14 protein-coding genes are annotated in these 25,919 nt (G+C 65.9%); 9 read left to right on the top strand and 5 right to left on the bottom strand.

Annotation, left to right across the window (positions count from 1 at the left end):
• The first annotated feature begins 289 nt into the window (after window positions 1–289).
• Complete coding sequence (oprI, locus tag UB48_RS05580; protein WP_003259780.1) at window positions 290–541, top strand: outer membrane lipoprotei OprI; 252 nt, start codon at window positions 290–292, stop codon at window positions 539–541.
• A 129-nt stretch (window positions 542–670) separates the two neighbouring features.
• Here the strand turns inward: oprI and UB48_RS05585 are convergent, their stop codons facing one another.
• From UB48_RS05585 to UB48_RS05595, 3 genes are all read right to left on the bottom strand, one after another.
• Entirely contained in the window at window positions 671–1,648 is a 978-nt protein-coding gene (locus UB48_RS05585; protein ID WP_045194756.1) for a L,D-transpeptidase family protein, read from the bottom strand.
• A gap of 121 nt (window positions 1,649–1,769) precedes the next feature.
• Window positions 1,770–2,051 carry a hypothetical protein gene (locus UB48_RS05590; protein WP_010222548.1) on the bottom strand — a complete coding sequence of 94 codons (282 nt, stop codon included), beginning with the start codon at window positions 2,049–2,051 and terminating at the stop codon, window positions 1,770–1,772.
• Between the two features lie 56 nt (window positions 2,052–2,107).
• Window positions 2,108–2,713: an arylesterase gene (locus UB48_RS05595; RefSeq protein ID WP_045194760.1), complete on the bottom strand. Its 606-nt coding sequence runs from the start codon at window positions 2,711–2,713 to the stop codon at window positions 2,108–2,110.
• A 10-nt stretch (window positions 2,714–2,723) separates the two neighbouring features.
• On the opposite strand from UB48_RS05595, the gene UB48_RS05600 reads away from it, so the two are divergent.
• Both UB48_RS05600 and UB48_RS05605 read left to right on the top strand, forming a co-directional pair.
• Entirely contained in the window at window positions 2,724–3,407 is a 684-nt protein-coding gene (locus UB48_RS05600) for an ABC transporter ATP-binding protein (RefSeq protein ID WP_045194762.1), read from the top strand.
• A complete protein-coding gene (locus tag UB48_RS05605; protein ID WP_045194764.1) occupies window positions 3,407–5,905 on the top strand; it encodes an ABC transporter permease in 2,499 nt (832 codons plus the stop codon). The genes UB48_RS05600 and UB48_RS05605 overlap by 1 nt, the downstream gene beginning before the upstream one ends.
• Here the strand turns inward: UB48_RS05605 and greB are convergent, their stop codons facing one another.
• A complete protein-coding gene (greB, locus tag UB48_RS05610) occupies window positions 5,906–6,382 on the bottom strand; it encodes a transcription elongation factor GreB (RefSeq protein WP_045194766.1) in 477 nt (158 codons plus the stop codon). It lies immediately after the preceding gene.
• Between the two features lie 353 nt (window positions 6,383–6,735).
• Between greB and UB48_RS05615 the strand changes: the two genes are divergently transcribed.
• The 6 genes from UB48_RS05615 (at window position 6,736) to UB48_RS05640 (ending at window position 25,051) form a co-directional block, all read left to right on the top strand.
• Window positions 6,736–18,033 (top strand): VCBS domain-containing protein, encoded by an 11,298-nt coding sequence (locus UB48_RS05615; protein WP_156160176.1) that lies wholly within the window; start codon window positions 6,736–6,738, stop codon window positions 18,031–18,033.
• Between the two features lie 2 nt (window positions 18,034–18,035).
• Window positions 18,036–19,568 carry a TolC family protein gene (locus UB48_RS05620; protein WP_045194770.1) on the top strand — a complete coding sequence of 511 codons (1,533 nt, stop codon included), beginning with the start codon at window positions 18,036–18,038 and terminating at the stop codon, window positions 19,566–19,568.
• Window positions 19,552–20,307, top strand: a complete 756-nt coding sequence (locus tag UB48_RS05625) for an efflux RND transporter periplasmic adaptor subunit (protein WP_045194772.1) — start codon at window positions 19,552–19,554, stop codon at window positions 20,305–20,307. The genes UB48_RS05620 and UB48_RS05625 overlap by 17 nt, the downstream gene beginning before the upstream one ends.
• The gene (locus tag UB48_RS05630) at window positions 20,300–21,637 is read left to right on the top strand and encodes an efflux RND transporter periplasmic adaptor subunit (RefSeq protein WP_045194774.1); all 1,338 of its coding nucleotides are present in this window, start codon (window positions 20,300–20,302) and stop codon (window positions 21,635–21,637) included. Before UB48_RS05625 ends, UB48_RS05630 begins: the two co-directional genes overlap by 8 nt.
• Entirely contained in the window at window positions 21,637–23,733 is a 2,097-nt protein-coding gene (locus tag UB48_RS05635; protein WP_045195719.1) for an HlyD family efflux transporter periplasmic adaptor subunit, read from the top strand. The genes UB48_RS05630 and UB48_RS05635 overlap by 1 nt, the downstream gene beginning before the upstream one ends.
• 100 nt (window positions 23,734–23,833) lie before the next feature.
• Entirely contained in the window at window positions 23,834–25,051 is a 1,218-nt protein-coding gene (locus tag UB48_RS05640) for a DUF3422 domain-containing protein (protein ID WP_045194776.1), read from the top strand.
• Between the two features lie 18 nt (window positions 25,052–25,069).
• Here the strand turns inward: UB48_RS05640 and UB48_RS05645 are convergent, their stop codons facing one another.
• Window positions 25,070–25,378, bottom strand: coding sequence for a hypothetical protein (locus tag UB48_RS05645; RefSeq protein WP_045194777.1), 309 nt, complete (start codon window positions 25,376–25,378; stop codon window positions 25,070–25,072).
• Window positions 25,379–25,919: the final 541 nt, after the last annotated feature.

Raw genomic sequence — 25,919 nt, forward strand, 5'->3', positions numbered from 1 at the left:
ATCGGCCTGAACAGTTGCCGGATGTTGTAGTGCTATGACGAAGGATGACACTTTAAGTCACTTTTAGTTCAACAAATTACACACTTGCTACACTTGTTAGCACCCGCGCATGCGGCGCCTTCACAGTTTTTCTACATAAGGCTGTGGCGGACCCGGGACAGGCGCATTTTTTTGCAGTTCTTGCGCTCTGTCAGTTTACTTACTACAAGTAATGGGTACTATGTACGCCGGCCAGTTTCTCTTTCTTGAGAGATGGCTATTTAATAGAAAGTCCTTGAAGGGGAACACGATGAACAACGTTCTGAAATTTTCTGCTCTGGCTCTGGCCGCAGTCCTGGCTACCGGTTGCAGCAGCGTATCCAAAGAAACCGAAGCTCGTCTGACCGCTACCGAAGACGCAGCTGCTCGTGCACAAGCTCGTGCCGATGAAGCCTATCGCAAAGCTGACGACGCTCTGGCTGCTGCTCAAAAAGCACAACAGACCGCTGACGAAGCTAACGAGCGCGCTCTGCGTATGCTGGACAAAGCCAGCCGCAAGTAATAGTCCTTCGGGATTGTTATTGGAAGCCGACCCACTTGTGGGTCGGCTTTTTTATTGCCGCCGTGAAAGTGCAACAGCAGAAACGACGAGGCCTGCACGATGGCAGGCCTCAGGTACAGCAGGAATGGCTTACTGCATGTCGTAAGGCACGCTGGACACCATCGGCGCCGGGTTGCCAGCGCCATTGGGCACGGCGATCTCCACCGGCATGCCGTCTTCGGCGGCGACCACATCACGAACCATGTCCCAGTTCATGCGCAGGTTGTTGGCCAGGTCTTCGCGCTTGAGCAGGGCGTTGATGACCGCGGTGTGCTTGTCGACCACCGACGGATCGCCCTTGTCGTCCAGCGGCGTGTGCGCCTCGAGATAGACCTTGCCGGCACTGATACCGAACTTGTACGGCTCGTTGATGATGCGAACCGGCACACCGACCGGGGCCATCTTGGCCAGTTCCAGCACGTTGTTGTTGAACATGCGGAAGCAGCCGTGGCTGGTGCGCATGCCGATGCCGAATTTCTTGTTCGAACCGTGGATCAGATAGCCCGGCACGCCGAGGGTGAACTTGAACGGCCCCAGCGGGTTGTCCGGACCTGCCGGCACCACGGTTGGCAGAATGTCGCCGTCTTCGGCGTGCTCCTTGCGGATCGAGGCTGGCGGCGTCCAGGTCGGGTTCGGGGTCTTGGCGGTGACCCTGGTGTTGGCGATCGGCGAACCCCAGCCTTCACGGCCGATGCCCAGCGGGTAGGTATGCACCACGTTCTGCCCTTTCGGGTAGTAGTACATGCGGTACTCGGCAAGGTTGATGACGATGCCTTCGCGCGGGCCCGGCGGCAGGATGAAGCGGGTCGGCAGGATGATCTCGGTGCCGGCGCCCGGCAGCCATGGGTCGACGCCGGGGTTGGCGGCGATCATTTCCAGGTAGCCAAGGTCGTTGGCGGTGCCGATGTCGGCAAAGGTGTCTTCGTACTTGGCCTTGATCACTTGGACCTGGCCGATGACGTCTTCACCGGGAGGCGGCAGGGGGAACTCCAGCGCAGCAGCGGGACCTGCCGCCAGCAGGGCGGCCAGGGACAGGCAACGGGTGACGGCGGGAAAGCGCGGCAACATCCGGGAAATCCTTCGCTAATTCAATTGAGTCAAGCAATCGATTGTACACCGCCCCCCGCGGAACAGGGAGATGTCCCGGGCGCAGTTGGCGGTGCAGGGGATGAAAGGTTATATCAGCGCGTTACAGCTCGGGCCACACTGGCCGCGTGCCACGGCGCTGGGCATCGAGGATTGCCCGGCACAGCGAGCACAGGCGGCGGTCACGGTAGATGCTGCGCTCGGCCTGCGACCAGCGCGGTTGCGCCGGCAACAGGGTGCCGCAGAGGGTGCGGTCGGCCGAGCCACCGAGCTCGAGCTGGCGGGCTACCAGGTGGACGCGGATCTCCTGGCAGGCGAACAGGTCAAGCTGTTCGTCAGGCTCGATCAATTGATAGGCATACAGGGACCAGGCGGGACGCGGCATCGGGGGCTCCAAATCGGGGGCGCAACATTAGCCGAAAGCCGGTCACTATAAAAGCGTCAAAGCAGCGGTTTTAGTTGCGGCCAGGCATTTTCCAGCAACCTGGCCTGGGCGCCCTGCGCCGGATGGATGCCATCGCCCTGCATCAGCTCGGGTACACCGCCCACCCCTTCGAGGAAAAACGGCACCAGCGGCACCTGTTTTTCCGTCGCCAGGTTTTCATACACCTGGGCAAAAGCCTCGTTGTAACGCTTGCCATAGTTGGGCGGCAGGCGCATGCCCAGCAACAGTACCTTGGCGCCGGCTTTGCGCGAGCGGTCGATCATCGAAGCAAGATTTTGTTGCAATTGCTTTGGTTGCTGCCCGCGCAAGCCATCGTTGCCGCCCAATTCGAGCACCACCAACTTTGGCTTGTGCGCTGCAAGCAGCGCCGGCAGCCGCGCCTGGCCGCCGGCACTGGTGTCGCCGCTGATCGAGGCATTGATCACTTTGGCGTCGAAACCCTCGCTCTTCAGGCGTTTTTCCAGCAAGGCAACCCACCCCTCGCGGGTATCCAGGCCGAAAGCGGCACTGATACTATCGCCGACAATCAGCACGGTCCCCGCGGCTGCGCCCTGGGCCAGGCACATCAAGGCCAGGCCAGCACTCAATAACCACACTCGCATCGGATTCTCCATGGGCCCCAGCATTCTCAGTGCGCGCAACCTTAGCAAAGTGGTCCCCAGCGCGGAAGGCGACCTGACCATCCTGCACGAACTCTCGCTGGAATTGAAACAAGGCGACAGCCTGGCCATCGTCGGCGCCTCGGGCTCGGGCAAATCGACCCTGCTCGGCCTGCTGGCCGGTCTCGACCTGCCTAGCGCAGGCTCCGTGACCCTGGCCGGCCACGACCTCGGCCCGCTGGATGAAGACCAGCGCGCACGGGTGCGGGCCGAGCATGTCGGCTTCGTGTTCCAGTCGTTCCAGTTGCTCGACAGCCTCAACGCCCTGGAAAACGTCATGCTGCCGCTGGAGCTGGACGGTCGCCGCGATGCCCGCGAGCACGCCCGCAGCCTGCTCGAACGGGTGGGCCTGGGCCAGCGCCTGAGCCACTCGCCGCGCCAGTTGTCCGGTGGCGAGCAACAACGGGTGGCCATCGCCCGCGCCTTTGCCGCCGAGCCTGCGGTGCTGTTTGCCGACGAGCCGACCGGCAACCTCGACAGCCACACCGGCGAGCGCATCAGCGACCTGTTGTTCGAACTGAACAAGGAGCGCGGCACCACCCTGGTACTGGTCACCCATGACGAACGCCTGGCCCAGCGCTGCCGTCGCCTGATCCGCCTGGACGCCGGCCACCTGGTCGCGCCGCTGGAGCCCTGATGAAACGCCTGCCGTTGTTCCCCCTGGCCCTGCGCCAGTTGCTGCGCGACGCCCGCGCCGGCGAGTTGCGCGTGCTGTTCTTCGCCCTGCTGGTGGCGGTGGCGGCCAGTACCGCGATCGGCTACTTCGGCGCCCGCCTCAATGGCGCCATGCTGCTGCGCGCCACCGAATTCCTCGGCGCCGACCTGGTGCTGCAGGGCAGCTCGCCGGCCGCCCCCGAGCAGATCAGCCGCGGCACCGCCCTGGGCCTGCAGCATGCCCAGGTGGTCGAGTTCTCCAGCGTGATCGCCACCGACAACGGCATCCAGCTGTCGAGCATCAAGGCGGCCAACGACCGTTATCCGCTGCGCGGTGAGCTGCGCAGCGCCGCCGAACCCTATGCCAGCGAAACCGCCGGTGGCGGCCCGGCACCGGGCGAGGCCTGGGTCGAGCCACGGCTGCTGGCAGCGCTGGAGCTGAAGATCGGCGACAGCATCGATGTCGGCATGAAAACCCTGCGCATGAGCCGGGTACTGACCTACGAGCCCGACCGCGCCGGCAACTTCTATAGCCTGACCCCACGGGTACTGATCAACCTTGCCGACCTTGAGGCCACCGGGGTGGTGCAACCGGGTAGCCGGGTCAGCTACCGCGAACTCTGGCGCGGCGAGCCCGAAGCCCTGGCCAGCTACCGTGACGCGGTGAGTAAAAACCTTGCCGCCAACCAGCGCCTGCAGGATTCGCGCGATGGCAACCAGCAAATCGGCGGCGCCCTGGGCAAGGCCGAACGCTACCTGAACATGGCCAGCCTGGTGGCAGTGCTGCTCGCTGGTGTCGCCGTGGCCCTGTCGGCCAGCCGCTTCGCTACCCGCCGTTTCGATGCCAGCGCCCTGCTGCGCTGCCTGGGCCTGTCGCGGCGCCAGGCGCTGAGCCTGTTCTGCCTGCAACTGGCGATTCTTGGCAGCATCGCTGCGCTGTGTGGCGCGGCGCTCGGCTGGCTGGCCCAACTGGGCCTGTTCCAGTTGCTGCAGGGGTTGATGCCGGCGCAGATCCCACCTGGCGGCATCGGCCCGGCCCTGGCCGGGATTGCCACCGGCCTGGTGGCCCTGGCCGGTTTCGCCCTGCCGCCGCTGGCCGCCCTGGGCCGGGTGCCGCCGCTGCGGGTATTGCGCCGCGACCTGCTGCCGGTACCGGCCAGCAGCTGGCTGGTGTATGGCGCCGCACTGTTCGCCCTCGGGCTGATCATGTGGCGGCTGAGCCTCGACCTGCTGCTGACCTTCGCCCTGCTCGGCGGTGGCCTGGTGGCCGCCTTGCTGCTGGGCGGCCTGCTGTTGCTCGGCCTGCGCAGCCTGCGCCGCCTGCTCGCCGGCAGCCCGCTGGCCTGGCGCCTGGGCCTTGGCCAGTTGCTGCGCCATCCGCTGGCGGCGGCCGGGCAATCGCTGGCCTTCGGCCTGATCCTGCTGGCCATGGCGCTGATTGCCCTGCTGCGCGCCGAGCTGCTCGACACCTGGCAGAACCAGCTGCCCAAGGACGCCCCCAACTACTTCGCCCTGAACATCCTGCCCGACGACAAGAACAGCTTCGCCCAGCGCCTGAGCGAGTTCTCCGCCGAAGCCGCGCCGCTGTACCCGGTCATCCCCGGACGCCTGACCGCAATCAACGGCGAGCCGGTGCAACAGATCGTCAGCAAGGAATCCACCGGCGACCGCGCGGTGCAGCGCGACCTGAGCCTGACCTGGGCTGCCGACCTGCCCCAGGGCAACACCCTGAGCGAAGGCCAGTGGTGGCAGGCCCAACCGCCGGCCGACGCCCTGCCCGGCGTCTCGGTGGAAGCCGAACTGGCCCTGAGCCTCAAGCTCAAACTCGGTGACCAGCTGACCTTCAGCATCGGCGGCCTGCAACGCCAGGTGCAGGTGAGCAGCCTGCGCACGGTCAACTGGGACAGTTTCCAGCCCAACTTCTACATGATCTTCCAGCCCCAGACCCTGCAGGACCTGCCGACCACCTACCTGACCAGCTTCTACCTGGCCCCCGGGCATGACCAGCAGGTGGTAGCGCTGTCGCGGGCGTTCCCGGCGGTGACCATCCTTCAGGTCGATGCGTTGCTGGAACAACTGCGCAGCATCCTCGCCCAGGTCACCCTGGCGGTGGAGTACGTGCTGTTGTTCGTGCTGGCGGCGGGCCTGGCGGTGCTGTTCGCCGGTTTGCAGGCGACCCTCGACGAGCGTATTCGCCAGGGCGCCCTGCTGCGCGCCCTGGGCGCCGGGCGCGGTTTGCTGGTCAAGGCCCGACGCATCGAGTTCGGCTTGCTCGGGGCGGCCAGCGGCCTGCTGGCGGCGATTGGCTGCGAGCTGATCACCCTGGTGCTGTACCGCTACGCCTTCGACCTGCACTGGAGCCCGCACCCATGGCTGCTGTTGCTGCCGGTCCTCGGCGCCCTGCTGGTCGGCGGTGCCGGGGTCTACGGCACGCGCCGGGCGCTCAATGCCAGCCCGCTGGCGGTACTGCGTGAGGGCTGATCAGGGTTTGACGTAGTCGATGGCGTTGACCCACCAGCACATCTCGCCGGAAGGGGTCTGGACGATGACTTCATCGCCGACCTCTTTTTTCAGCAAGGCGCGGGCCATGGGCGAGTCGATCGAGATGTAGTCCATGCGCCCGTAGATCTCGTCGTAGCCAACGATGCGAAAGCGCTTGCTCTCGCCCTCCTCGTTCTCGATTTCGACCCAGGCGCCGAAAAACACCCGGCCTTCCTGCTCTGGCGAATAGTCGACCACGCGCATGTCTTCCAGGCGTTTGCGCAGGTAGCGCACGCGGCGGTCGATCTCGCGCAAGAGCTTCTTGTTGTACTGGTAATCGGCGTTCTCGCTGCGATCGCCCAGCGACGCTGCCCAGGTGACTTTCTGGGTGACATCGGGGCGGGTGACCCGCCACAACTGATCCAGCTCCTGCTTCAAGGCGTCGTAGCCGCCACGTGTGATGATCTTCGTGCTCAACAGTGTTCTCGCTCGGTGACCGCCAGCCAGCAGCCGGCATGTGCTCAGGCTGCAACTGTGCCTCAGAGCAGGCGAACTGCGCCAGCCAGACGGTGTAAATAGCGAAAACTTGACGTGAAGCACGCCACTGCCACTAGCGCGTTGAAACATCTGGCGATATAAATAGAAATCACCTACAGCAAAAAATCACAAGGAATGTGAAGTGCCAGGGTTCTGCCAGGCCTGATACAGGTCAGCACACAGTAGAACCGTCGTTGCAAACATAGGGACCTTTTCAGTGTCTGCCGGGCAGGTCACTGAAGGTGTTTGTTCTGCGTTGGCCTGCCCAAGCGAAGCAGGCCTGAGGTGATGAAATGGACAGGATGACCGGACCTGGCGTACAACCGCCTTTTTTCAAACCACAGCGCCGGGCCATGGCGCTGGAGCAGCGGATCCTGTTCGACGGCGCCGCTGCCGCAGCGGCCGACCAGCAGCACGCTGGCGACGACAACAGCGCGGGCAACAAGGACAGCGCCCTGGCCACCCCCGCCACTCACACCGAAGCTCGCAGCGATGCCCCGGCCCAACCCTCGGCCGCGCGCCACCTGCTGGTGCTCGACAGCCGCATTGAAGGCCGCGAACAACTGCTCGTCCAGCTGCCGGCAGATGTCCAGGTACTGGTGGTCGACAGTCAGCAAGATGGCCTGGCGGCGATTTGCGCAAGCCTGGCGCAACTGGGCCAGGTCGATTCGATCCAGATCCTCTCCCACGGCGCCGCCGGCCAGTTCACCCTCGGCAGCAGCACCCTCAGCGCCGACAATATCGAGCAGTTCGCCACGCCGCTGGGCCAGTGGCGCCAGGCGCTCAGCGAGGGTGCCGATATCCAGCTGTACGGCTGCAAGGTGGGCGAAGGCAGCGCCGGGCGTACCCTGGTCGATGAACTGGCACGCTGGACCGGTGCCGACGTCGGCGCCTCGAGCAACGACAGCGGCAGCGCGCGGCTGGGCGGCGACTGGAACCTGGAGGTGCGCAACGGCAACATCGACCAGGCCATCGCCCTGTCTGCGACAGCCCTGAGCAGCTTCGACAGCCTGCTGGCCAATGCCAGCCCGACCCTGGGCATTTCGTCTGGCGGCTCGGACGTGCTGCTCGGCGGCGCATTCAGCTTTGACCTGACCTTCAGCAACCCCTCAAGCCAGGTCGGCTTCGCGCCCTATATCGACCTGTTCATGCCGGCCACCGGCAAGGATGGCGACGACGGCGTCAGCTTTGTCTCGGCCAGTTATCTTGGCCAGAACGTGCAATCGTATGTGCTTACCTTCGACGCCAATGGCAAGGCCAGCCACCCGCTGGCCAAGGACAGCAGCGGCAACGCACTGATTCTCGATGCCGCCAGCCTCGGATTGCGCGCCGGCGACCAGCTGGTGGTGCTGCAACTGCCGTACGCCAGTGTCTCCCAGGGGCAACCGGGCATCAGCGTGCAGATCAACGCACGCTTGAGCGAACTGGCCGATACCGACTTCTCCAACGGCTCGCCAGACCTGACCATTCGCGCGCGCAGCGGCTTCCAGTTCGGCAACGATGCCCTGGACAACCCGGCCAGTGACCCCAGCCTGGTGGAGGCCAGCCTGCAAAGCTTCGTGGTCCACCCCACGGTGCTGACCCAGACCCAGACCGTCACCACCCCGGAAGGCGAAACCGCGACCGGCCCCAACTACGAACGCACCCTGACCAGCACCGTCACCCCGGCGCCGGGCCAGACCCTGAGCAATGTCGTGGTGACCCAGCCGTTGCCGCCCAATGTCCAGGTCAACGCCATCACCCCCGGCCCCGGCGGCAGCCTGACCTCGATCACCCTGCACGATGGCCGGGTGATTACCGACCCCGCGCAGATCGCCACCCTGATCGCCGCCAGGGACGTGTTCATCGACGCCTACACCGTCACTTATGCCACCCTCAGCGCCGCTACCAGCACCGTGGTGGATTTCTATGTACCGGATGTCGATGCCAACGGCCAGCAGGTCATCGACCCCCTGACCGGCGACGAGCGCACCATCACCGTCGCCGGCGCCACCGTCAGTGGCAACTGGGTGCCGCTCGACCCGCGTGACGTCTCGACTCCGGGAAACGACATCGACTTTACCGCCACCGGCCAGGACACCAACTTTGTTGCCAAGTCGATCACCCTGCTCAAGCAGGTCAGCCTGATCACCGACCTCGGCCAGGCCGGCATCACCCCCGGCGACACCCTGCACTACAGCCTGAACCTGGCGATTTCCGACTATTTTGCCTTCGGCCAGACCCTGTTCCAGCAAGGCCGCTTCGTGGTCGTCGACCAGGTCGGAGATGGCCTGAGCGTCTCCGGCCCGGCCACCCTGACCATCACCTCGGCCGGTCGTACCCAGACCGTGGCGCTGGTGACCGGCACCACGCTCAATGTCGATGGCAGCACCACCTTGACCTTCGACATTGCCCAGTCGCTGCGCAATGCCAACGGCAGCCTCGGCGCCCTGCTGGGCGACCTGGCGTTCCAGGACCTGATCCGCGGCGCCACCACGGCGGTAATCGGCTACAACGCCGTGGTTGCCCAGAGCTACACCACGCCCTACCCGCCGCACAGCGAGATCAACGAAGGCGACAGCCTGGGCAACAATGCCCAGGTCAGTGCAACCCTGATCCAGGATGCCCTGAACCTGACCGGCTACGACCAGAGCGACCGCTCCACTACCACCAGTACCATCCCCACGCGCACCGTGGATATCGAACTGGTGACGGTCAACAACGGCGTGCCGCCGGCCAACGGCGAGCTGCGTCCCGGCGACCTGGTGACGTTCCGCCTGAGTTACGACCTGGTGACCGGCGACTACGAGCAGTTCAAGCTCACCGCCTACCTGCCCTTGCCACTGTTCGACCTGGGCGCCATCAACTGGAGCCAGGGCAACGGTGTCGGCCAGTGGTCGTTCGGTGCTGGCAACAGCAACCCGGACGGCGTCGACAGCGTCACCAGCGGCCCCGGCAACGCGGTAATCTTCGACTTTGGCGACTACACCACGGCGTTGACCAATGGCAGCCGGATCGAGGTGCAGTTCACCCTGCGGGTTGGCGACCAACCCTTCGCCGACCAACGCTCGCTCGACGTCCTGGCGCAATCCAGCCAGCTCACCACGATCGACAACCGGCCGCTGATTTCTTCCGATGTCGCACTAATTGCCTCGATCGCCGAGCCAGTGCTGGCCATCACCCACGGCGTGGTGTCCAGCAGCCAGGGCAGCGTCACCGGCACCAGCGGCAGCTGGAAAGCACCGGGCACCAGCGGCGTGCCGTTCAGCGGCCAGATCACCAGCCTGAGCCAGATCGACGGCAACGTCAGCGGCATCGATGGCGGCGACACCCTGCGCCTGGCCACCGCCATCGAGAACACCGGCGGCGGCGGCGCCTTCGACGTGGTCACCGGCATCAGCCTGCCCAATGGCCTGGGCTTTGTCGGCGGCAGCCTGGGCGCCGCCAACCTGCAGGTCTATCGCGGCGATGGCAGCCTGCTGGTGCGTGGCGTTGACTACGAGGTCAACGGCAATCAGATCAGCTTCCTCGACGCCGGCGCCGTCGCCAGCCTGTTGCCCGGGCGCAGCGGGACCGCCGCCGACACCACTGGCGCCAACATCGTGGTCATCACCTACGACGTCCAGGTCGTCGCCAGCATCGAGGCCGGGCGTACCCTGCAGAGCACCGCGACCCTGAGCAACTATGCCAGCGTCAACGGCGGCAGCGACTTCACCCCCACCGACCTGCAAGACCTGGCCAACCAGCAAGTGGCCACCCCCGAGGTACGCAAGACCTTCGCCGGCGGCAGCCTCGACAACGGCGACTCCAGCGCCAGCCATACCAGCGGCAGCGACCTGGTGGTCGGCGAAAGCATGCTCTACGACATCAAGGTCACCCTGCCCGAAGGCGACACCCGCAACCTGCGCATCGACGACCTGATCCCGCCGGGCCTGCGCCTGGACACCAGCTTCAATGGCGGCCAGGGCTACCAGTTGATCACCACAGTGGCCGGCAGCGCGGCGCTGACCGCCGACTTCAATGGCAGCCTCGGCAGCCAGGCTATCTCCGCCATCGGCGGCAGCCTTGGCGGCGACGGCGTCAGCTTGCGCCTGGCCTTCAGCAATGCCGGCGCGACCGCCGACAACCGCGGCGACAACAACAGCTTTGTCATTCGCGTGCGCCTGACGGTCAGCAACGTCGACGGCAACCAGAGCAACCGTTCCCTGCAAAACAGTGCGCAAATCCACTTCAGCGACCCCGATGGCGATACCGCCAACGGCAGCAACGCCCTTGACCGTACCGTCGCCCTCAGCGGCGGACGGCCGACCGTCACCGTGCGCGAGCCGACCCTGGTGGTGGACATCGCGGCCGACTTCGGCCCGGGCCTGGGCGTCGATGAAGGCCAGCGGGTGCGCTACTTGATCGTCATCAGCAACGGTAGCAGTGCCAGCGACTTCGATGCCTTCGACATTCGTTTTCTCGACAACCTGCCCACGCAACTGAGCAACCTGCAACTGTTGTCGGTGAACTACAGCGGCGCCAGCAACAACGGCGGCGGCGATTTCGAACTGGTCGGCAACCAGTTGCGCAGCGTCAACGGTGCCAACATCGACATCGCCAAGGGCGGGCGAATCTTCATTACCGTGGTCGGCGACGTGAACGCCAGCGCCGCCAGCGTGGCCAGCTTCGACAACCTCGCCAGCGTGCAATGGAGCAGCCTCAATGGCACCGGCAACATCGGTTTCGACCCGGCCGGCGAGCGCACCGGGGCCGATGGCATGCTCAACAGCGGCGTGCTCAACGACTACCAGACCGCGTTCAGTGTTCGTGTGCCGGTCAACCAGGGCGTGGAGATATCCCGGGTCGGCGGCTTGAGCGATAGCGCCGCGCCGAACCCGACCAACAGCGAGCGCGAACAGGTCGCCATCGGCGAAATCATTCGTTACCGGGTGGTGGCGGTACTGGCCCAGGGCAGCACCAGCGACTACAGCCTGCAGGTCACCCTGCAAAACGGCCTGGGGTTTCTCAACGACGGCAACACCCGCATTGCGTTCATTTCCGACCAGGGCATCAGCAGCAGCATCGCCTCGTTGATCAACGGCGGGCAACTGAACATCAATGGCGCACAGAATGCCCAGGAAGCGCAGCCGATCAGCGCCGACCTGCTCGGCGCCGCACCCGGCGGCATTCTCAATGGCGCACAAATCAGCGTCAGCACCGATGCCAACGGCAACACGGTCATCACCTTTCACCTGGGTGATGTGGTCAACCACGACAATGACCTGGACAAAGAGCTGGTGTCGCTGGAGTTCAACGTACGGGTGCTCAACCAGGCGTCCAACGTCGCCGGCCTGTCGCTGTCGGCGGTTGCCATCGACCAGTCGCGCGGGGTGCAGTTATCGCGCAGCCAGGCGGTTTACGAGGACCTGGTCGAACCGCGCTTCAACAGCCTGGACAAACGCGTGGTCGACTTCGACCCCAACCCCTCGGGCAGCAGTGGCACGGCCACCCTGGCCTTGTCCTTCACCCACACCGGCGGCATTGCCGCCTACGACGCGCAGCTACGCGACAGCTTCCCCACCGGCAGCAGCTACAGCCTGCTCGGCATCGAGCTCAACGGCACGCTGTACACGGCCAGCAACCTGCCGGCGGGGGTGACGTTCGGCACCAGCGGCGGGCTCGGTGTCGACTTTGCCAAGCTCAATGTCGGCGACCAGGTCAAGGTCACCTACCAGGTCACCTTGCCCAACCTGGCCGCAATCGCCAGCAGCAATGCCACTCTGACCTGGACCAGCCTGCCGGAGAGTTTCAACAGCTGGGGCGGCTCCAGCGTCGGCAGCGACGGCAGCGCCGAGGGCGAACGCACCGGCGCTGGCGCCAGCCCCAACACCTATATCCTCAGCGACGCTGCGGGCCTGGGACTTATCCAGGGCACACTCTGGGACGACACCGCCTCGGCCACGACCAGCGCCATCCCCGATGGCCCGGGCCTGGCCGGCCAGACCGTGACCCTGACCTGGGCCGGCCTGGACGGCAACCTCGACAGCAGCGCCGACAACAAGGTGTTTACCACCACCACCGACGCCAATGGCCGTTACCATTTTGGTGTGCTGCCCAGCGGCGTGTTCCGTATCGACGTGCCCAGCGGCACCGTCGCCTATCCGCAGCCGCTGGGCGAGCTGCGCGTACGCATCGACTCGGATGCCGGCAGCGCGCTGGGGCGCATCGACATCAACCTGGGCGAAGGCAGCAGCGCCAACGCCGACGCCGGCTTCGTGCAGCTCAACGATGCCCCGGTCAACCAGTTGCCCGGCACCCAGAACGGCTTTGAAGACACGCCACTGGCCATCGGCGGCATTCGCGTCAGCGATGTCGATATCGGCAACGGCATCATGGACATCACCCTCAGTGTGCTGCACGGCACCTTGAGCCTGTCTGCCCTGCCCGCCGGGGTTTCGGTGGTGGGCAACGGCAGCGGTACCCTGAGCCTCTCCGGCAACCTCACAGCGCTCAACCAGGCCCTGGCCAATCTGGTCTACCTGGGCAATGCCAACTTCAACGGCATCGATACCCTCACGGTGCTCAGCAACGACCGCGGCGGCTTCGGCGATGGCGATGGCGACGGCCTGCCCGGGCAAAACCCGCAGGACGCGCGCACTGATCAGGACAGCCTGCAGATCATCCTCGCACCGGTCAACGATGCGCCACTGGCAGTTGACGATGCCATCGATGCGGTAGAAGCCGGGGGCACCAATAACCGCCTGCCGGGGGTCAACCCCAGCGGCAACCTGCTGCGCAACGACCAGGATGTCGATATCGCCACCAACGCCGACGTGCTGCGGGTCAGCGCCATCGGCCTCGAAGGCCAGCCGGCGCAGAACCTCGCCTCAGGCAGCGCGGTCGTGATCAGCGGTCGCTACGGCAGCCTGATCGTGTCCTCCAGCGGCGGATTTTTGTACCTGGTCGACAACAACAACGCCGAGGTCCAGGCCCTGCGCCTGGCCGGGCAGACCCTGGTCGAACGCTTCGTCTATACCGCCACCGACCTGGCCGGCGCCAGCAGCAGTGCAGCGCTGACGGTTACCGTGCATGGCGCCAACGACACCCCGGTGGCAGTCAATGACGAAGGCATCGCGGTCGAGGCCGGTGGCGTTGCCAACGGCACTGCCGGCAGCGACGCCACCGGCAACGTGCTGAGCAACGACACCGACGTCGATAGCCAGGCCAATGGCGAAGTGCTGAGCGTCACCGGTATCCGTTCGCTGCGCGAGAGTGCGGCCGGCACGATCACCCCGGTAGCTGCCGGTACCACCAGCAGCAACGGTACGCTGCTGGTCGGCAGCTACGGCACCCTGACCATCGGCGCCGATGGCAGTTACCGCTATGTCGTCGACAACAGCAACACGGCGGTGCAGCGCATGGTGCCCGGTGACAGCCTGTTCGAGTATTTCAGCTACCAGGTTACCGACGCCGGCGGCCTGAACGACATCGCCGAGCTGCGCATCACCATCCAGGGCGCCCAGGACAATCCGCTGGCCAGTGACGACCAGGCCGTGGCCCAGGCCGGCTCCGGCCCGAATGCCATCGGCGAGAGCAACCCCCGTGGCAACGTCATCCTCTTCCCCAGCCGCCCGGGCCCGGCCGACCAGCCGGGAGGCAACGGCATCGACCTTGACGTCGACCGCACCGACCGGCCCAACAGCCTGCTGCAGGTCAATGGCATCCGCACCGGCAGCGAACTGGCTGGCGGTGCGCTGCTTGCGGTGGCCGGCGGCACCAGTTCGAACGACGGCACCGTGCTGCTCGGCAGCTACGGTGAACTGCGCATCGGCGCCGACGGTTCGTACTTCTACGACGTCGACAGCAGCAACGCGGCGGTGCAGGCCCTGCTTGCCGGCCAGACCCTGAGCGAAGTCTTCACCTATCAGGTGGTCGACAGCAGCGGCCTGACCGACCGGGCGCAACTGGTGATCACCATTCGCGGGGTCAACGACCCGCCCGTGGCCCAGAACCACTACACCGTCGCCATTGAAAGTGGCGGCGTGGCCAACACCAGCGCCGGCTTCAACCCTTCGGGCAATGCTCTGGCGCAGGACACCGACCCCGATGGCGACCCGATCCGGGTGGTTTCGCTGCGCCACGACCAGTTAGGTACCAGTGCCATTCTCGGCCAGGCCTTCCGTGGCCAGTACGGCACCCTGACGCTCAATGCCGACGGCAGCTACACCTACCTGCTGGACAACGACAACGCCCAGGTCCAGGGCTTGCGCGATGCCTCCGACAACCTCCTGGAACGCTTTACCTTCGCCGTCAGCGATGGCACCGCCACCCCGCAGGAAGCCCAGCTGGTGGTACTGATTTTCGGCCGCAACGACAACCCGGTGGCCACCGATGACCAGGCCGAAGCGATCGAGGCCGGCGGCAGCAACAACAGCCTGCCGGGGCGGGACCCAGTGGGCAACGTGCTGACCAACGACAACGATGTCGACAGCCGGCTCAACGGTGAAACCAAAGCCGTGTCCTCGGTGCGCACCGGCAGCAAAACCGCCACCGGCACCGATGGCGTGCTGGGCACCGAGCTGCGCGGCACCTACGGCTGGCTCACGCTCAACGCCGACGGCAGCTACAGCTACCGCCTGGACAACAGCATGGCGGCGGTGCAAGCCCTGCGCAGCAGCAGCGACACCCTCGAGGACAGCTTCAGCTACACGGTAATCGACACCGCCGGCGCCGAAGACCGCGCCACCTTGAGTATCACCATCCGTGGCGCCAACGACGCGCCGCTGGCGCGCAATGACCTGGCCATCGCCGTCGAGGCCGGCGGCCTGAACAACAGCAGCGCCGGGGTCAACCCGAGCGGCAATGTGCTGGACAACGACAGCGATGTCGACGCCTATGGCGAAACCTTGCAGGTCACCCAGCTCAGCCAGGACGGCCGCATCGCCAGCCTGGGCAGCGCCTTCAAAGGCCTGTACGGCACCCTGGTGCTCAACGCCGACGGCAGCTACCACTACGAGCTGGACAACAGCAACCCGCAGGTACAGGCCTTGCGCACCCCGGCCGACCGCCTGCTGGACACCTTCACCTACAGCATCCGCGACCTGGCCGGGGCCACCAGCAGCGCCGTACTGAGCATTCGCATTCATGGCAGCAACGACAACCCGCAGGCCAATGACGACAGCGCCATTGCCATCGAAGCCGGCGGTACGGCCAACGCCACCGCGGGCCTCAACCCGCAAGGCAATGTGCTGGCCAACGACAGCGATGTCGACGCCAATGACCTCAAGCGCGTCGATGGCCTGCGCCTGGGCAGCGAAGCCGCAGACGGCAGCTTCAGCACCATCAATGGCAGCCTGAGCCTCGCCGGCCTGTACGGCACCCTGACGCTCAATGCCGATGGCAGCTATCAGTATGTGGTCAACAACAACCTGGCCGCCGTGCAAGCGCTCAAACCCGGCGAAAGCCTGGTGGAGGTGTTCACCTACCGCATGCATGACCGCGCCGGCGCCAGCGACACCGCACAGTTGCAAGTGCAGGTACGCGGTGCCTGGGACGCGCCGGTGGCCCGCGATGATGGCGCCCTGGCCGTCGCCGAAAGCGCCAGCAGCGCCGGCATCGACCCCAGCGGCAACCTGCTGCCCAACGACAGCGATGTCGATGGCGGCGACCGCCTGGTCGTTACCGGCATCCGCGCCGGCAGCGAAGCCGCCGGTGGCAGCCTGGATGCAGTCAGCGACGGCACCGACCTGAGCAACGGCACCTTGATCAACGGCCTCTACGGCCAGTTGATCGTCGGCGCCGACGGCAGCTACATCTATCGCCTGGATTCAAGCAACCCGGTGATCCGTGCGCTGGGGCCGAACCAGTTCATCACCGAGGTGTTCACCTACCAGGTCAGCGACCTGGGCGGGCTGAGCGACCAGGCCCAGCTGACCATCCTCATTCGCGGTCGCAACGACGCACCCCAGGCCCGCGACGACAGCGCCGTGGCCATCGAGGCCGGCGGCTTGAACAACAACCAGCCGGGGCTGAACCCCAGCGGTAATCTGCTGAGCAACGATACCGACGTCGACCACGACATTCTCAGCGTTGCCGCCGTACGCACCGGCGGGCGCCTGGAAGGCGGCACCGCCGGTACCCTCGGCAGTGCCTTGCGCGGCCTTTACGGCGACCTGACGGTGAATGCCGACGGCAGCTGGAGCTATGTGGTGGACAACAGCCTCGCCGCCGTGCAGGCCTTGCGCACCGGCAGCCAGACCCTCAGGGAAGTCTTCACCTACACCGTGGTCGACCGCTTCGGCGGGCAAAGCCAGGCGCAGTTGATCGTTACCCTGCAAGGTCGCAACGACACACCGATTGCCCAGGATGACCACGGCGTGGCCATCGAGGCCGGCGGTGTCGACAACGCCACCCCGGGCCAACCAGCCAGCGGCAACGTGCTCGACAACGACAGCGATGTCGACGGCGTCGAGTACGGCGAAACCCGCCAGGTACTTGAGGTGCGCAACGAAGACGGTAGCGTGGCCCTGGCCGGGCAAGTACTGCAAGGTCGCTACGGGCAACTGCTGCTGGCCAGCGACGGCAGCTATCGCTACCAGCTCGACGACAACAACCCACAGGTCCAGGCCCTGCGCACGGCCGGCGAGACCCTGCGCGAAGTGTTCACCTACCGCATGCGCGATACTGCCGGCGCGCAGTCCGAAGCGCGCCTGCACATCCTCATCCAGGGGGCCAACGACAACCCGGTCGCCCGTGACGACCATGCCGTCGCCAGCGACCAGACCGCCGCCCCGCAAGCCACCGGCAACGTACTGCCCAACGACTCCGACGTGGACGCCGCCGACCAGCTGCAGGTAGTCGGCATTCGCACCGGCAGCGAGGCCGCCACGGGCACCGGCGGCAGTGTTGGCCAGCCGCTGGCAGGGCGCTACGGCACCCTGGTGATCAATGCCGACGGCAGCTACCGCTACCAGATCGACCTGAGCAACCCCGAGGTGCTGGCCGCCGCGGGCCTGGGCCGGGTGTTGCAGGATGTCTTTACCTACACCGTCGGCGACCGGGCCGGGGCTACCGACCTGGCCCAGTTGGTCATCGACCTGGACATCGCCGCGCCGTTCATTCCGGCACCGGCTGGCCCGCACCTGGACAGCGCCGGCCGCGACCGCTTCGGGCGCCTGCCGCTGCCGACGCTAGAGCCGGCGATCTTCGTCACACCGGTGGTTGAGCAGGATGAACGGGACCTGGAGCTGTCCAGCTGGGCAGCCGATGGCAGCGACCTGAGCCTGGGGCGCACCCCCGAAATCCGCAGTGCCACGCTCAAGGCCAGGCTCGGCCTGGTGCCCGGCCAGTTCGTTGCCAGCAGCGTGGCGCAAAGCCGCAACGACAGCGAACAGGACCTGGCCTGGATGCTCGGCCGCCATGGCCGCCTGAACCTGAGTGCCGACGGCCTGCTGGCCGATCCCTCGGTGTTTGCCAGCAGCCGCGACAACCTGACCCGTGGCGACAGCCAGCTCGCCGCAGCGGCCGAAAACCGCACCGCCCCGGGCCTGCGCGCGCAATTGCGCGAGGCCGCGCAGCGCTTGCGCGCCAGCGCCGACCTACCGACCGAACACGCAAGGACCAAGGACTGACCATGCCAAAAGCCCCCCTGAACCTGTTGAGCACCGCCATTGGCTGTGCGTTGCTGCTGGGAGCCTGTTCGGCCATGAAGCCGCATGAGTACAGCAAGGACGAACAGCGTCAGCGAATCGTTGCCGACCAGGCGCAGATGTACGCCGAGCAGGAGCCGGTGACCACCCCCATCACCCTCTATGAAGCCGCCGCGCGCGCCCTCAAGTACAACCTGGATTACCGCCTGAAACTGATGGAAGGCGCGCTGGCCGCTGACCTGCGCGATGTTTCCAGCCACGAGATGTTGCCACGCCTGGTGGCCTCGGCAGGCTACGCCGGGCGCAACAACGACTCCGGCGGCACCTCGATCGGTATCGAAGACCGCGAAGAAAGCCTGCGCGCGTCGACCTCCGAAGAGCGCTACCGCGAACTCTATGGCCTGGGCCTGAGCTGGAGCCTGCTGGACTTCGGCGTCGCCTATTACCGCACCCAGCAGAAAAGCGACCAGATCCTGATGGCCGAGGAGCGTCGGCGCAAGGTGGCGCAAAACGTCCTTCAGGACGTGCGCAACGCCTACTGGCGCGCAGTCGGCGCCCAGCGCCTGATGCCCCAGGTCGACCGACTGCTGGTGCGCACGCACCAGGCCCTGCTCTCGGCACGCCAGGCCGAAGGCAAGGGCTTGCTGCCGCGCCAGGAGGTACTGGCCTATCAACGCGCCCTGCTCGACTCCATCTACCTGCTGACGGTGCGCCGCCAGGACCTGGAGTTCGCCCAGTCGGAACTGGCCGCGCTGATGTCGCTGCCACCGGGCTCGCGGCTGATTCTCGCCGACAGCAGCGAGCCGGCGCTGCCAGTGCTCGATACCGACATTGGCCGGCTGGAGCAGCTGTCGCTGGAAAACCGTCCGGAGATCATGGAAGAGTGGTACCGCAAGCGGGTCAACGAGAACGACCTGAAGATCGCCAAGGCGCAGCTGTGGCCCAACGTCGCCGTCGATGTCGGCTACCGCTACGACTCCAACAAGTACCTGTACAACAGCAACTGGACCGAGACCGGCCTGCAGGTGTCGCTGAACCTGTTGCGCCTGCTGCAGCTGCCGTCCATCAACCGCGCCGCCGAGTCCCAGGGCAAGACCGACGACATGCGCCGGGTGGCGCTGTCGATGGCGATCCTGACCCAGGTACGGGTCGGCACCCTTCGCTATCAGCTGGCGCGCCAGGAAGTGGAATTCGCCGACCAGAGCCTGCGGGTCGACCAGAGCCTGCTCGACTACGCCCAGGCCGCGCGCAACACCACCTACGGCTCGGAACTGGAGCTGATCCGCGCCGAAGGCCGCTACCTGCTTTCGCGTTACCAGCGCGAAGCCGCCTACTCCAGTGCCCAGGCGGCCTGGGGGCGGCTGTACAACTCGGTCGGCCTCAACGTGCTGCCTGAAGAGATCGACAAACACGACATCAAGAGCCTGTCGCAGGCGCTGCAAAAAACCCTGGACACCCAGGAACACCAAAGCCTGCTGCTTAGCCAACAAGGAACCGCCAATGTCGTACGTCGTTGAGCGCCCGCTGCTCGCCCTGCTGATGGCCTGCCTGATGGCGCCGGCCACGGCGCAAGTCAATGCCGGTGACGATGCCAGCGCCATTCGCGTGCTGCTCGCCGCTGACCTGGAAACCACCCTGTCGAGCCAGATGAACGGCACCCTGGGTGAGCTCAAGGCAAGCTTCGGCCAACCGGTTGGCAAGAGCAGCGTGCTGGCCCGCTTCGACTGCGCCGAACCCCAGGCCCGGGCCAAGGTTGCCGGCGCCGAACTGACCATGGCCCGGCAGAACCTCGACGCCAAGCGCAACCTGCGCAAACTCGAGGCGGTGGGCGATCTGGAAGTGGCCATGGCCAGCACCGAGGTTAAAAAAACCGAAGGCGCCCTGGCCCTGGCACAGGCGCAGAACGCCTACTGCCAGGTGCAGGCACCCTTTGCCGGACGGGTCGCCAAGGTGCATGTCAAACCGTTCCAGACCGTGGTGGCGGGTACACCGCTGTTTGACCTGGTCAGCGATGGCGCCCTCAAGGTGCGCCTCAACGTCCCGTCCAACCTGCTGCCCGGGCTCAAGACCGGCAACCCCTTGCAAGTCAGCATCCACGAAACCGGCAAGGCTTACCCGGCGCACCTGAGTGCCATCAATGCGCGGGTCGATGCGGTCGCGCAGACCGTGGAACTGGAAGCGCGCCTGGACGCCGAATACCCGGAACTGATTGCCGGCATGAGTGGCACTGCCACCTTAAGCCCGGCCCATGACTGAACGCCTGCCACCGGCACCGCTGTTGCTGAGCCTGAGCGCCCTGCGTGACCGGGCGCTGGCGGCCGACTCGCTCAACGCCCTGGCGTTCTCCATCGCCAACGACCCCTTCCCCCTCCTGCAGCACCGCCAGGCCCTGGTGTTTGCCCAGCGCGAGCAGACGCTGGAGCTGCTTTGCGTCTCGGGCCTGGCCAAGCCCGCCGAAGATTCGCCCTACCTGGTGTGGCTGCGCCGCGCCAGCCGCTGGCTGGCCGCCCAGGTCACCGATGGCCAGCCGCGCTGGCTGGCCCGTGAAGCCGTCGCGCCGGATGCCGACATTGCCCAGGGTTGGGCCGAGTGGTGGCCGGCCGGTGCCTGGTGCATCCCGCTGAACGACCGCCACGGCACGCGCCTGGGCCTGGTGGTGTACCTGCTGGACAGCCCGCCGACCGGCCTGGCGCCGTTGATGGAAGGTGTCTGGCAGACGTGGGCCCATTGCTGGGCAGGCTTCAGCCGCCAGCCACGGCTGCTGGGCTGGCGACCGAACAAGCGCCAGGTCGGCCTGGCCTTGCTGCTCGGCGCCGGCCTGCTGCTGGTGCCGGTGCGCCAGAGCGCCCTGGCACCGGCTGAGATCGTCTCGCGCCAGGCGCAGAACATCAGCTCGCCGATCGACGGCGTGATCCAGGCCATGCAGGTGCGCCCCAACCAGCCGGTGGAGCAGGATGCGCCCTTGTTCAGCCTGGATGAAACCACCCTGCGCAGCCGTGCCGAAGTCCTGGGCAAAGAGCTGGCGGTGGCCGATGCCGAGCTCATGGCCGCCAGCCAGCGTGCCTTCGACAACCCGCAAAGCAAAGGCGAATTGACCCTGCTCAACGGCCGCGTCCAGCAGCGCCGCGCCGAGCTGGCCGCGGTACAGGCGCAGCTGCAACGTACCCAGGTGCGCTCGCCGCGCGCTGGCGTTGCCGTGTTCAGCGACCCCAACGACTGGCTGGGCAAGCCAGTGGTCACCGGTGAGCGCATCCTGCAGGTCGCCGACCCCAGCCAGCCGGCGATGCGCATCCAGCTGCCGGTGGCCGATGCCATCGCCCTGGAGCCCGGCGCTGAAGTCACCCTGTTCCTCACCGCCTACCCCTTGTCGCCACTCAAGGGCCAGGTACTGGAGACCAGCTACCAGGCCCAGGCCAGTGACGATGGCGTGGTTGCCTATCGCCTGCTGGCGAGCATCGAGGAGGCGCCCGAGCATGCCCGCCTCGGCCTGCACGGCACGGCCAAGCTGTATGGCGAGCGGGTGGTCCTTGGCTATTACCTGCTGCGCCGGCCGATTGCCGCACTGCGGGCCTGGAGCGGCTTGTGATCGCGGCGGCGGCGAGCCTGCCGACCCCCGCCCTGCGCGACGACCTGCGCCTGCATGAAGTGGCACCGGGCAAGGACGGCGAACCGGCCTGGACCCTGCAGGACACGGTGACCAACCGCTTCTACCGGATCGGCTGGCTGGAGTTCGAATGCCTGCTGCGCTGGCAACAGAGCCCGGCACAGATCTGCCAGGACATCCATGCGCGGACCGCACTGCGCCCGGACGTCGAGCAGGTGCTGGAGTTCTGCCAGTTCCTCGACCAGCACCAACTGTTGCGCCCCGGCCCGGAAGCGGTCGGGCGCCTGGCCAGCCGTAGCCAGGGCAATGCCTGGCTGACCTGGCGCTGGTGGCTGCACCACTACCTGTTTTTTCGCGTGCCGCTGCTACACCCAGAGCGTTGGCTGCAACGCCTGGCCGGGCGCCTGGACTGGCTGTTCCAACCCCTGACCGCGGTACTGGTGGTGCTGCTCAGCCTGCTGGGGGTGCTGCTGGTAATCCAGCAGTGGGATACTTTCACCCACGCCCTGGTGGAGTCGTTCTCTACCGCCGGGCTGCTCAGCTTTGCCCTGGCGCTGATTCTGGCCAAGACCCTGCACGAGCTTGGCCATGCCCTGGTGGCAACCCGCCTGGGCCTGCGCGTCGGGCACATGGGCATCGCCTTCGTGGTGCTCTGGCCGATGCTCTACACCGACACCGGCGAGAGCTGGAAACTGCGCCATGCCCGGCAGCGCCTGGCCATCGCCGCCGCCGGCATCGTGACCGAACTGGGCCTGGCCGGCCTCGCCACCCTGGGCTGGGCGCTGTGCGACCCCGGCCCGCTGCGCAACGGCCTGCTGTACCTGGCCACCACCAGCTGGGTGCTGTCGCTGGCCCTCAACGCCAGCCCGTTCATGCGCTTTGACGGCTATTTCATCCTCTGCGACCTGCTCGACTTCCCCAACCTTCACGAACGCTCCTCGGCCCTGGCACGGGTAGCCTTGCGCCGCAGCGTGCTGGGCTTGCCGGAAGCCTGGCCGGAGCCCTTCGCCCCCGGCCCGCGGCGGGCCCTGATCGCCTTTGCCATCGCCACCTGGCTGTACCGCCTGGTGCTGTTTCTGGGGATCGCCGTGGCGGTCTACCTGCTGTTCTTCAAACTGCTCGGGATCATTTTGTTCATCGTGGAAATTTCCTGGTTCATCCTCATGCCGGTCGGGCGCGAAATGAAAGCCTGGTGGCAGCGTCGCAAGCTGGTCAGCAACGCCCGACGCTACAGCCTGTGGCTGCTGGCGGGGTTACTGCTGTTGCTGCTGGCGCTCCCCTGGCGCAGCCATGTCCAGGCGATCGGCGTCGCCCGCGCCGAACAGCAACTGCGCGTCTATGCCCCCTACCCGGCGCGCTTGCAAGCCGTGCACCCCAGTGGCGTGGTCGAAGCCGGCAGCACCCTGGTCAGCCTTGAGGAACCGGACATCAGCTCACGGATGAACAGCAGCGAAGCCAGCCTCAAAGGCTATCAGGCACGCCTGAACGGCCTGCTTGCCGACCCGGCCGGCCTCAGTGAAGACCTGGCCACCCGCCAGCGCCTCAACGTACAACTGGAAACCCGCCGCGCCGCCCGCCTGGAAATCGACCGCCTGCAACTGCAGGCACCGTTTCGCGGGCACTGGCTGGACCTTGACCCGGACTGGCGACCCGGCCAGTGGCTCAACAGCCGCCAGGCCATCGGCGTGCTGGTCGACCCCAGTCGCTGGCAGGTCGATGCCTATATCGAGCAGGACGAGGTGCAGCGCCTGAGCCCAGGTGCTGCGGTGCGCTTCTACCCCGAAGGTGAGGCCAGCGCGATAGTCGGCAAGCTGGTGGCGATCGGCACTACCCGCGCCAGCCAGTTAGCCCATCCAATGCTCGCGGCGCGCTTTGGTGGCCCGCTGAACACCTCGGCAAAAAGCCAGGAGCTGATCCCGACCCCGGCGCTGTTCCATGTTCTGGTGCAACTTGAACAGGCGCCGCCACACCTGGCGCAAACCCGCGGGCGCCTGCAGATCGAAGCTGCCCGGCGCAGCCTTCTGGGCGAGGGGCTGATCCACCTGGCGGCGATTGCCCTGCGCGAAAGCGGCTTCTGAATCGGCGCCAACGTGACTCGTGCATGCCTGTTCCAGTCCCATGAGAGTGCCCTCATGGCACTGCAACAGCAGACAACCACAACAATACGGTCTGACCCGCATGCACGCCCAACGCACCGCCTTGCACAACGAGTTGCACGCCCGCCCGTCGCTGTATTTCGATGAGCCCGCGCATGTTTTCCACCTGGCGTTTCTCGGCGCCGATGCCGACTGCAATGCCCTGTTGCAGCGTTGCTGCCCGGGCGCCTTCGAGCCCGATGCCGCCCAGGGCATCACCACGCTGGACGGCCATCCGTTCAAATGGGAGCGCCATTCCGAGTTCTTCACCCTGACCCTGGTAGTGCCCGCCGCCAGCGCCGAGCTGCACTGGAGCACTTTGCCCGCCGCCCTGGCTGCAGGTGTGGAGCCCTACCGTGAGCAGATGATCAACTCGGTGCAGGTGCTGGTACGCGATGAACACGACCTCGACCTCAGCCGTTACGGTTTCAAGGACCCCAGCGGCTCGTGCGTGGGCGGTGGCGATGCCGTGGTGTGGAGTGATTTTCGCCTGACTGCCGATGGCACCAACCGCTTCCTGTTCATCAACCGCCGGCTCAATGCCTACCGCCAGGGGCGCATGATCCGCCGCCTGCTGGAGATCGAGACCTACCGGATGATGGCGTCTTTGTCGCTGACCGCCGCCAAGGCCCTGGGCCCGCAACTGGACGCCTATGACCGTAAACTGGTGAGCCTGTCGGAGCGTAACGTCAGCAGCGACGGCGGCAATGCCAAGGCGCTGCTGGCCGATATCGCCCAGTTGTCGCGCCAGGTGGTCGGCAGCACGGTCAAGCACCGCCACCGCTTCAGCGCCACCCAGGCCTATGCGCAACTGGTGTTCGAGCGCCTGGGCGAGTTGCGCGAGAGCCATGTCGGCGATTGCCAGCGCCTGGGGGTGTTCATCGAGCGGCGCTTCAAGCCCACCGTGCGTTACTGCGCGGCCAGCGAGCAGCGTCTGGAGCACCTGGCCGAAAGCGTCGCCAACCTCGGCGACCTGTTGCAGGCGCGGGTGCAGGTGGAGATGGAAGAACAGAACGCCGAGATCCTGCGCAGCCTCAACGCCCGCGCCGACACCCAGATCAAAATCCAGCGGGCAGTCGAAGGCCTGTCGATCATCGCCATCAGCTACTACCTGCTGAGCCTGTTCAAGCTCTTTTATGCCGGCCTGCACACCCTCGGCGCACAGATCACTGCCCGCGAAGCGCTGCTGGGCATGGCGCCGGTGGTGATATTGACCCTGCTGGTGATTTTGCTACGGATCAGGAAAGCCAAGGCGCATTGACGCCCGGGCCCGGGCTGTTCAGGCCCGGGTGATCAAACCCTGGCGGGCGACGCGGGTCAGGTGGCCGATAACTTCGGCAGCGTCGTCGGCGCTGGGCGACTGGATCACGGCGAGATCGAAACGGTCGTTGGCAAACTGGCCAAGGGAATCGCGGCTGTCGGCGAACTGGATAAGGAAGGCAGTGTTGCGGCTGTTGCGACGCGGCCAGCCGTCAAGGTAGCGCAGAAGGGTTGGCTGATGGCTGCCGCCCAGAAGAATACGCGGCGTGCGCGTGCCCTGGCTGGCGGGCAACGGGGTCAGGCAAACACTGGAACGTGGACAACTCATGGGGTTAGATCTCCGCCTCGCAAAACCCGCTGGGCTGCGGTGGGAGGCGTCACCGAACCAGCGTTTTAGCGGTATTTGGTGAAACCCCCGAAGAGGTAACCCTGCGCCCCGCAAGTAGCTGTTTAAATCGGCGCAAGTCAGCATCCTAGAGGCGCTGCGGGTGGAATGTCAACGGCCCTGGGACTAAAAAACCCCGGAATTTCGACAAGCCGCGCTCAGCAAGAGCGAAGCGAATTGTGCTCTTGATCTTGATCTGCTCTTGATCTATCCGGCCCCGTTAACCAGAAGGGCCGAGCGCAGGTGTTGCGAAGGGGCGAGTGCGCAGCACCTTCGGCGATAGCCGAAGTTGCGAAACGTAGAGTTGCTTGCAACTCGTAGTTCGCAATGCCCCGTAGCGACACCGGAGCGAGGGGACCCGAAGCGCAGCGCAGGGCCCCTGGTGGGGCAAGAATTTTTGCTTACTTTTTTTTCGACTGAAAAAAGTAAGGCGCCGTAAGGGCGCAAAGGTGACTCGGCATCCCCGCCCCATCCGGATCTCCCT

Source organism: Pseudomonas sp. 2(2015), assembly GCF_000955865.1.
Taxonomy (GTDB): Bacteria; Pseudomonadota; Gammaproteobacteria; order Pseudomonadales; family Pseudomonadaceae; genus Aquipseudomonas.

What these genes read in the sequence shown, in the direction of transcription:
- oprI (WP_003259780.1), top strand. Translation starts at nt 290, where the DNA reads ATGAACAACGTTCTGAAATTTTCTGCTCTGGCTCTGGCCGCAGTCCTG.
- UB48_RS05585 (WP_045194756.1), bottom strand. Translation starts at nt 1,648, where the DNA reads ATGTTGCCGCGCTTTCCCGCCGTCACCCGTTGCCTGTCCCTGGCCGCC.
- UB48_RS05590 (WP_010222548.1), bottom strand. Translation starts at nt 2,051, where the DNA reads ATGCCGCGTCCCGCCTGGTCCCTGTATGCCTATCAATTGATCGAGCCT.
- UB48_RS05595 (WP_045194760.1), bottom strand. Translation starts at nt 2,713, where the DNA reads ATGCGAGTGTGGTTATTGAGTGCTGGCCTGGCCTTGATGTGCCTGGCC.
- UB48_RS05600 (WP_045194762.1), top strand. Translation starts at nt 2,724, where the DNA reads ATGGGCCCCAGCATTCTCAGTGCGCGCAACCTTAGCAAAGTGGTCCCC.
- UB48_RS05605 (WP_045194764.1), top strand. Translation starts at nt 3,407, where the DNA reads ATGAAACGCCTGCCGTTGTTCCCCCTGGCCCTGCGCCAGTTGCTGCGC.
- UB48_RS05615 (WP_156160176.1), top strand. Translation starts at nt 6,736, where the DNA reads ATGGACAGGATGACCGGACCTGGCGTACAACCGCCTTTTTTCAAACCA.
- UB48_RS05620 (WP_045194770.1), top strand. Translation starts at nt 18,036, where the DNA reads ATGCCAAAAGCCCCCCTGAACCTGTTGAGCACCGCCATTGGCTGTGCG.
- UB48_RS05625 (WP_045194772.1), top strand. Translation starts at nt 19,552, where the DNA reads ATGTCGTACGTCGTTGAGCGCCCGCTGCTCGCCCTGCTGATGGCCTGC.
- UB48_RS05630 (WP_045194774.1), top strand. Translation starts at nt 20,300, where the DNA reads ATGACTGAACGCCTGCCACCGGCACCGCTGTTGCTGAGCCTGAGCGCC.
- UB48_RS05640 (WP_045194776.1), top strand. Translation starts at nt 23,834, where the DNA reads ATGCACGCCCAACGCACCGCCTTGCACAACGAGTTGCACGCCCGCCCG.
- UB48_RS05645 (WP_045194777.1), bottom strand. Translation starts at nt 25,378, where the DNA reads ATGAGTTGTCCACGTTCCAGTGTTTGCCTGACCCCGTTGCCCGCCAGC.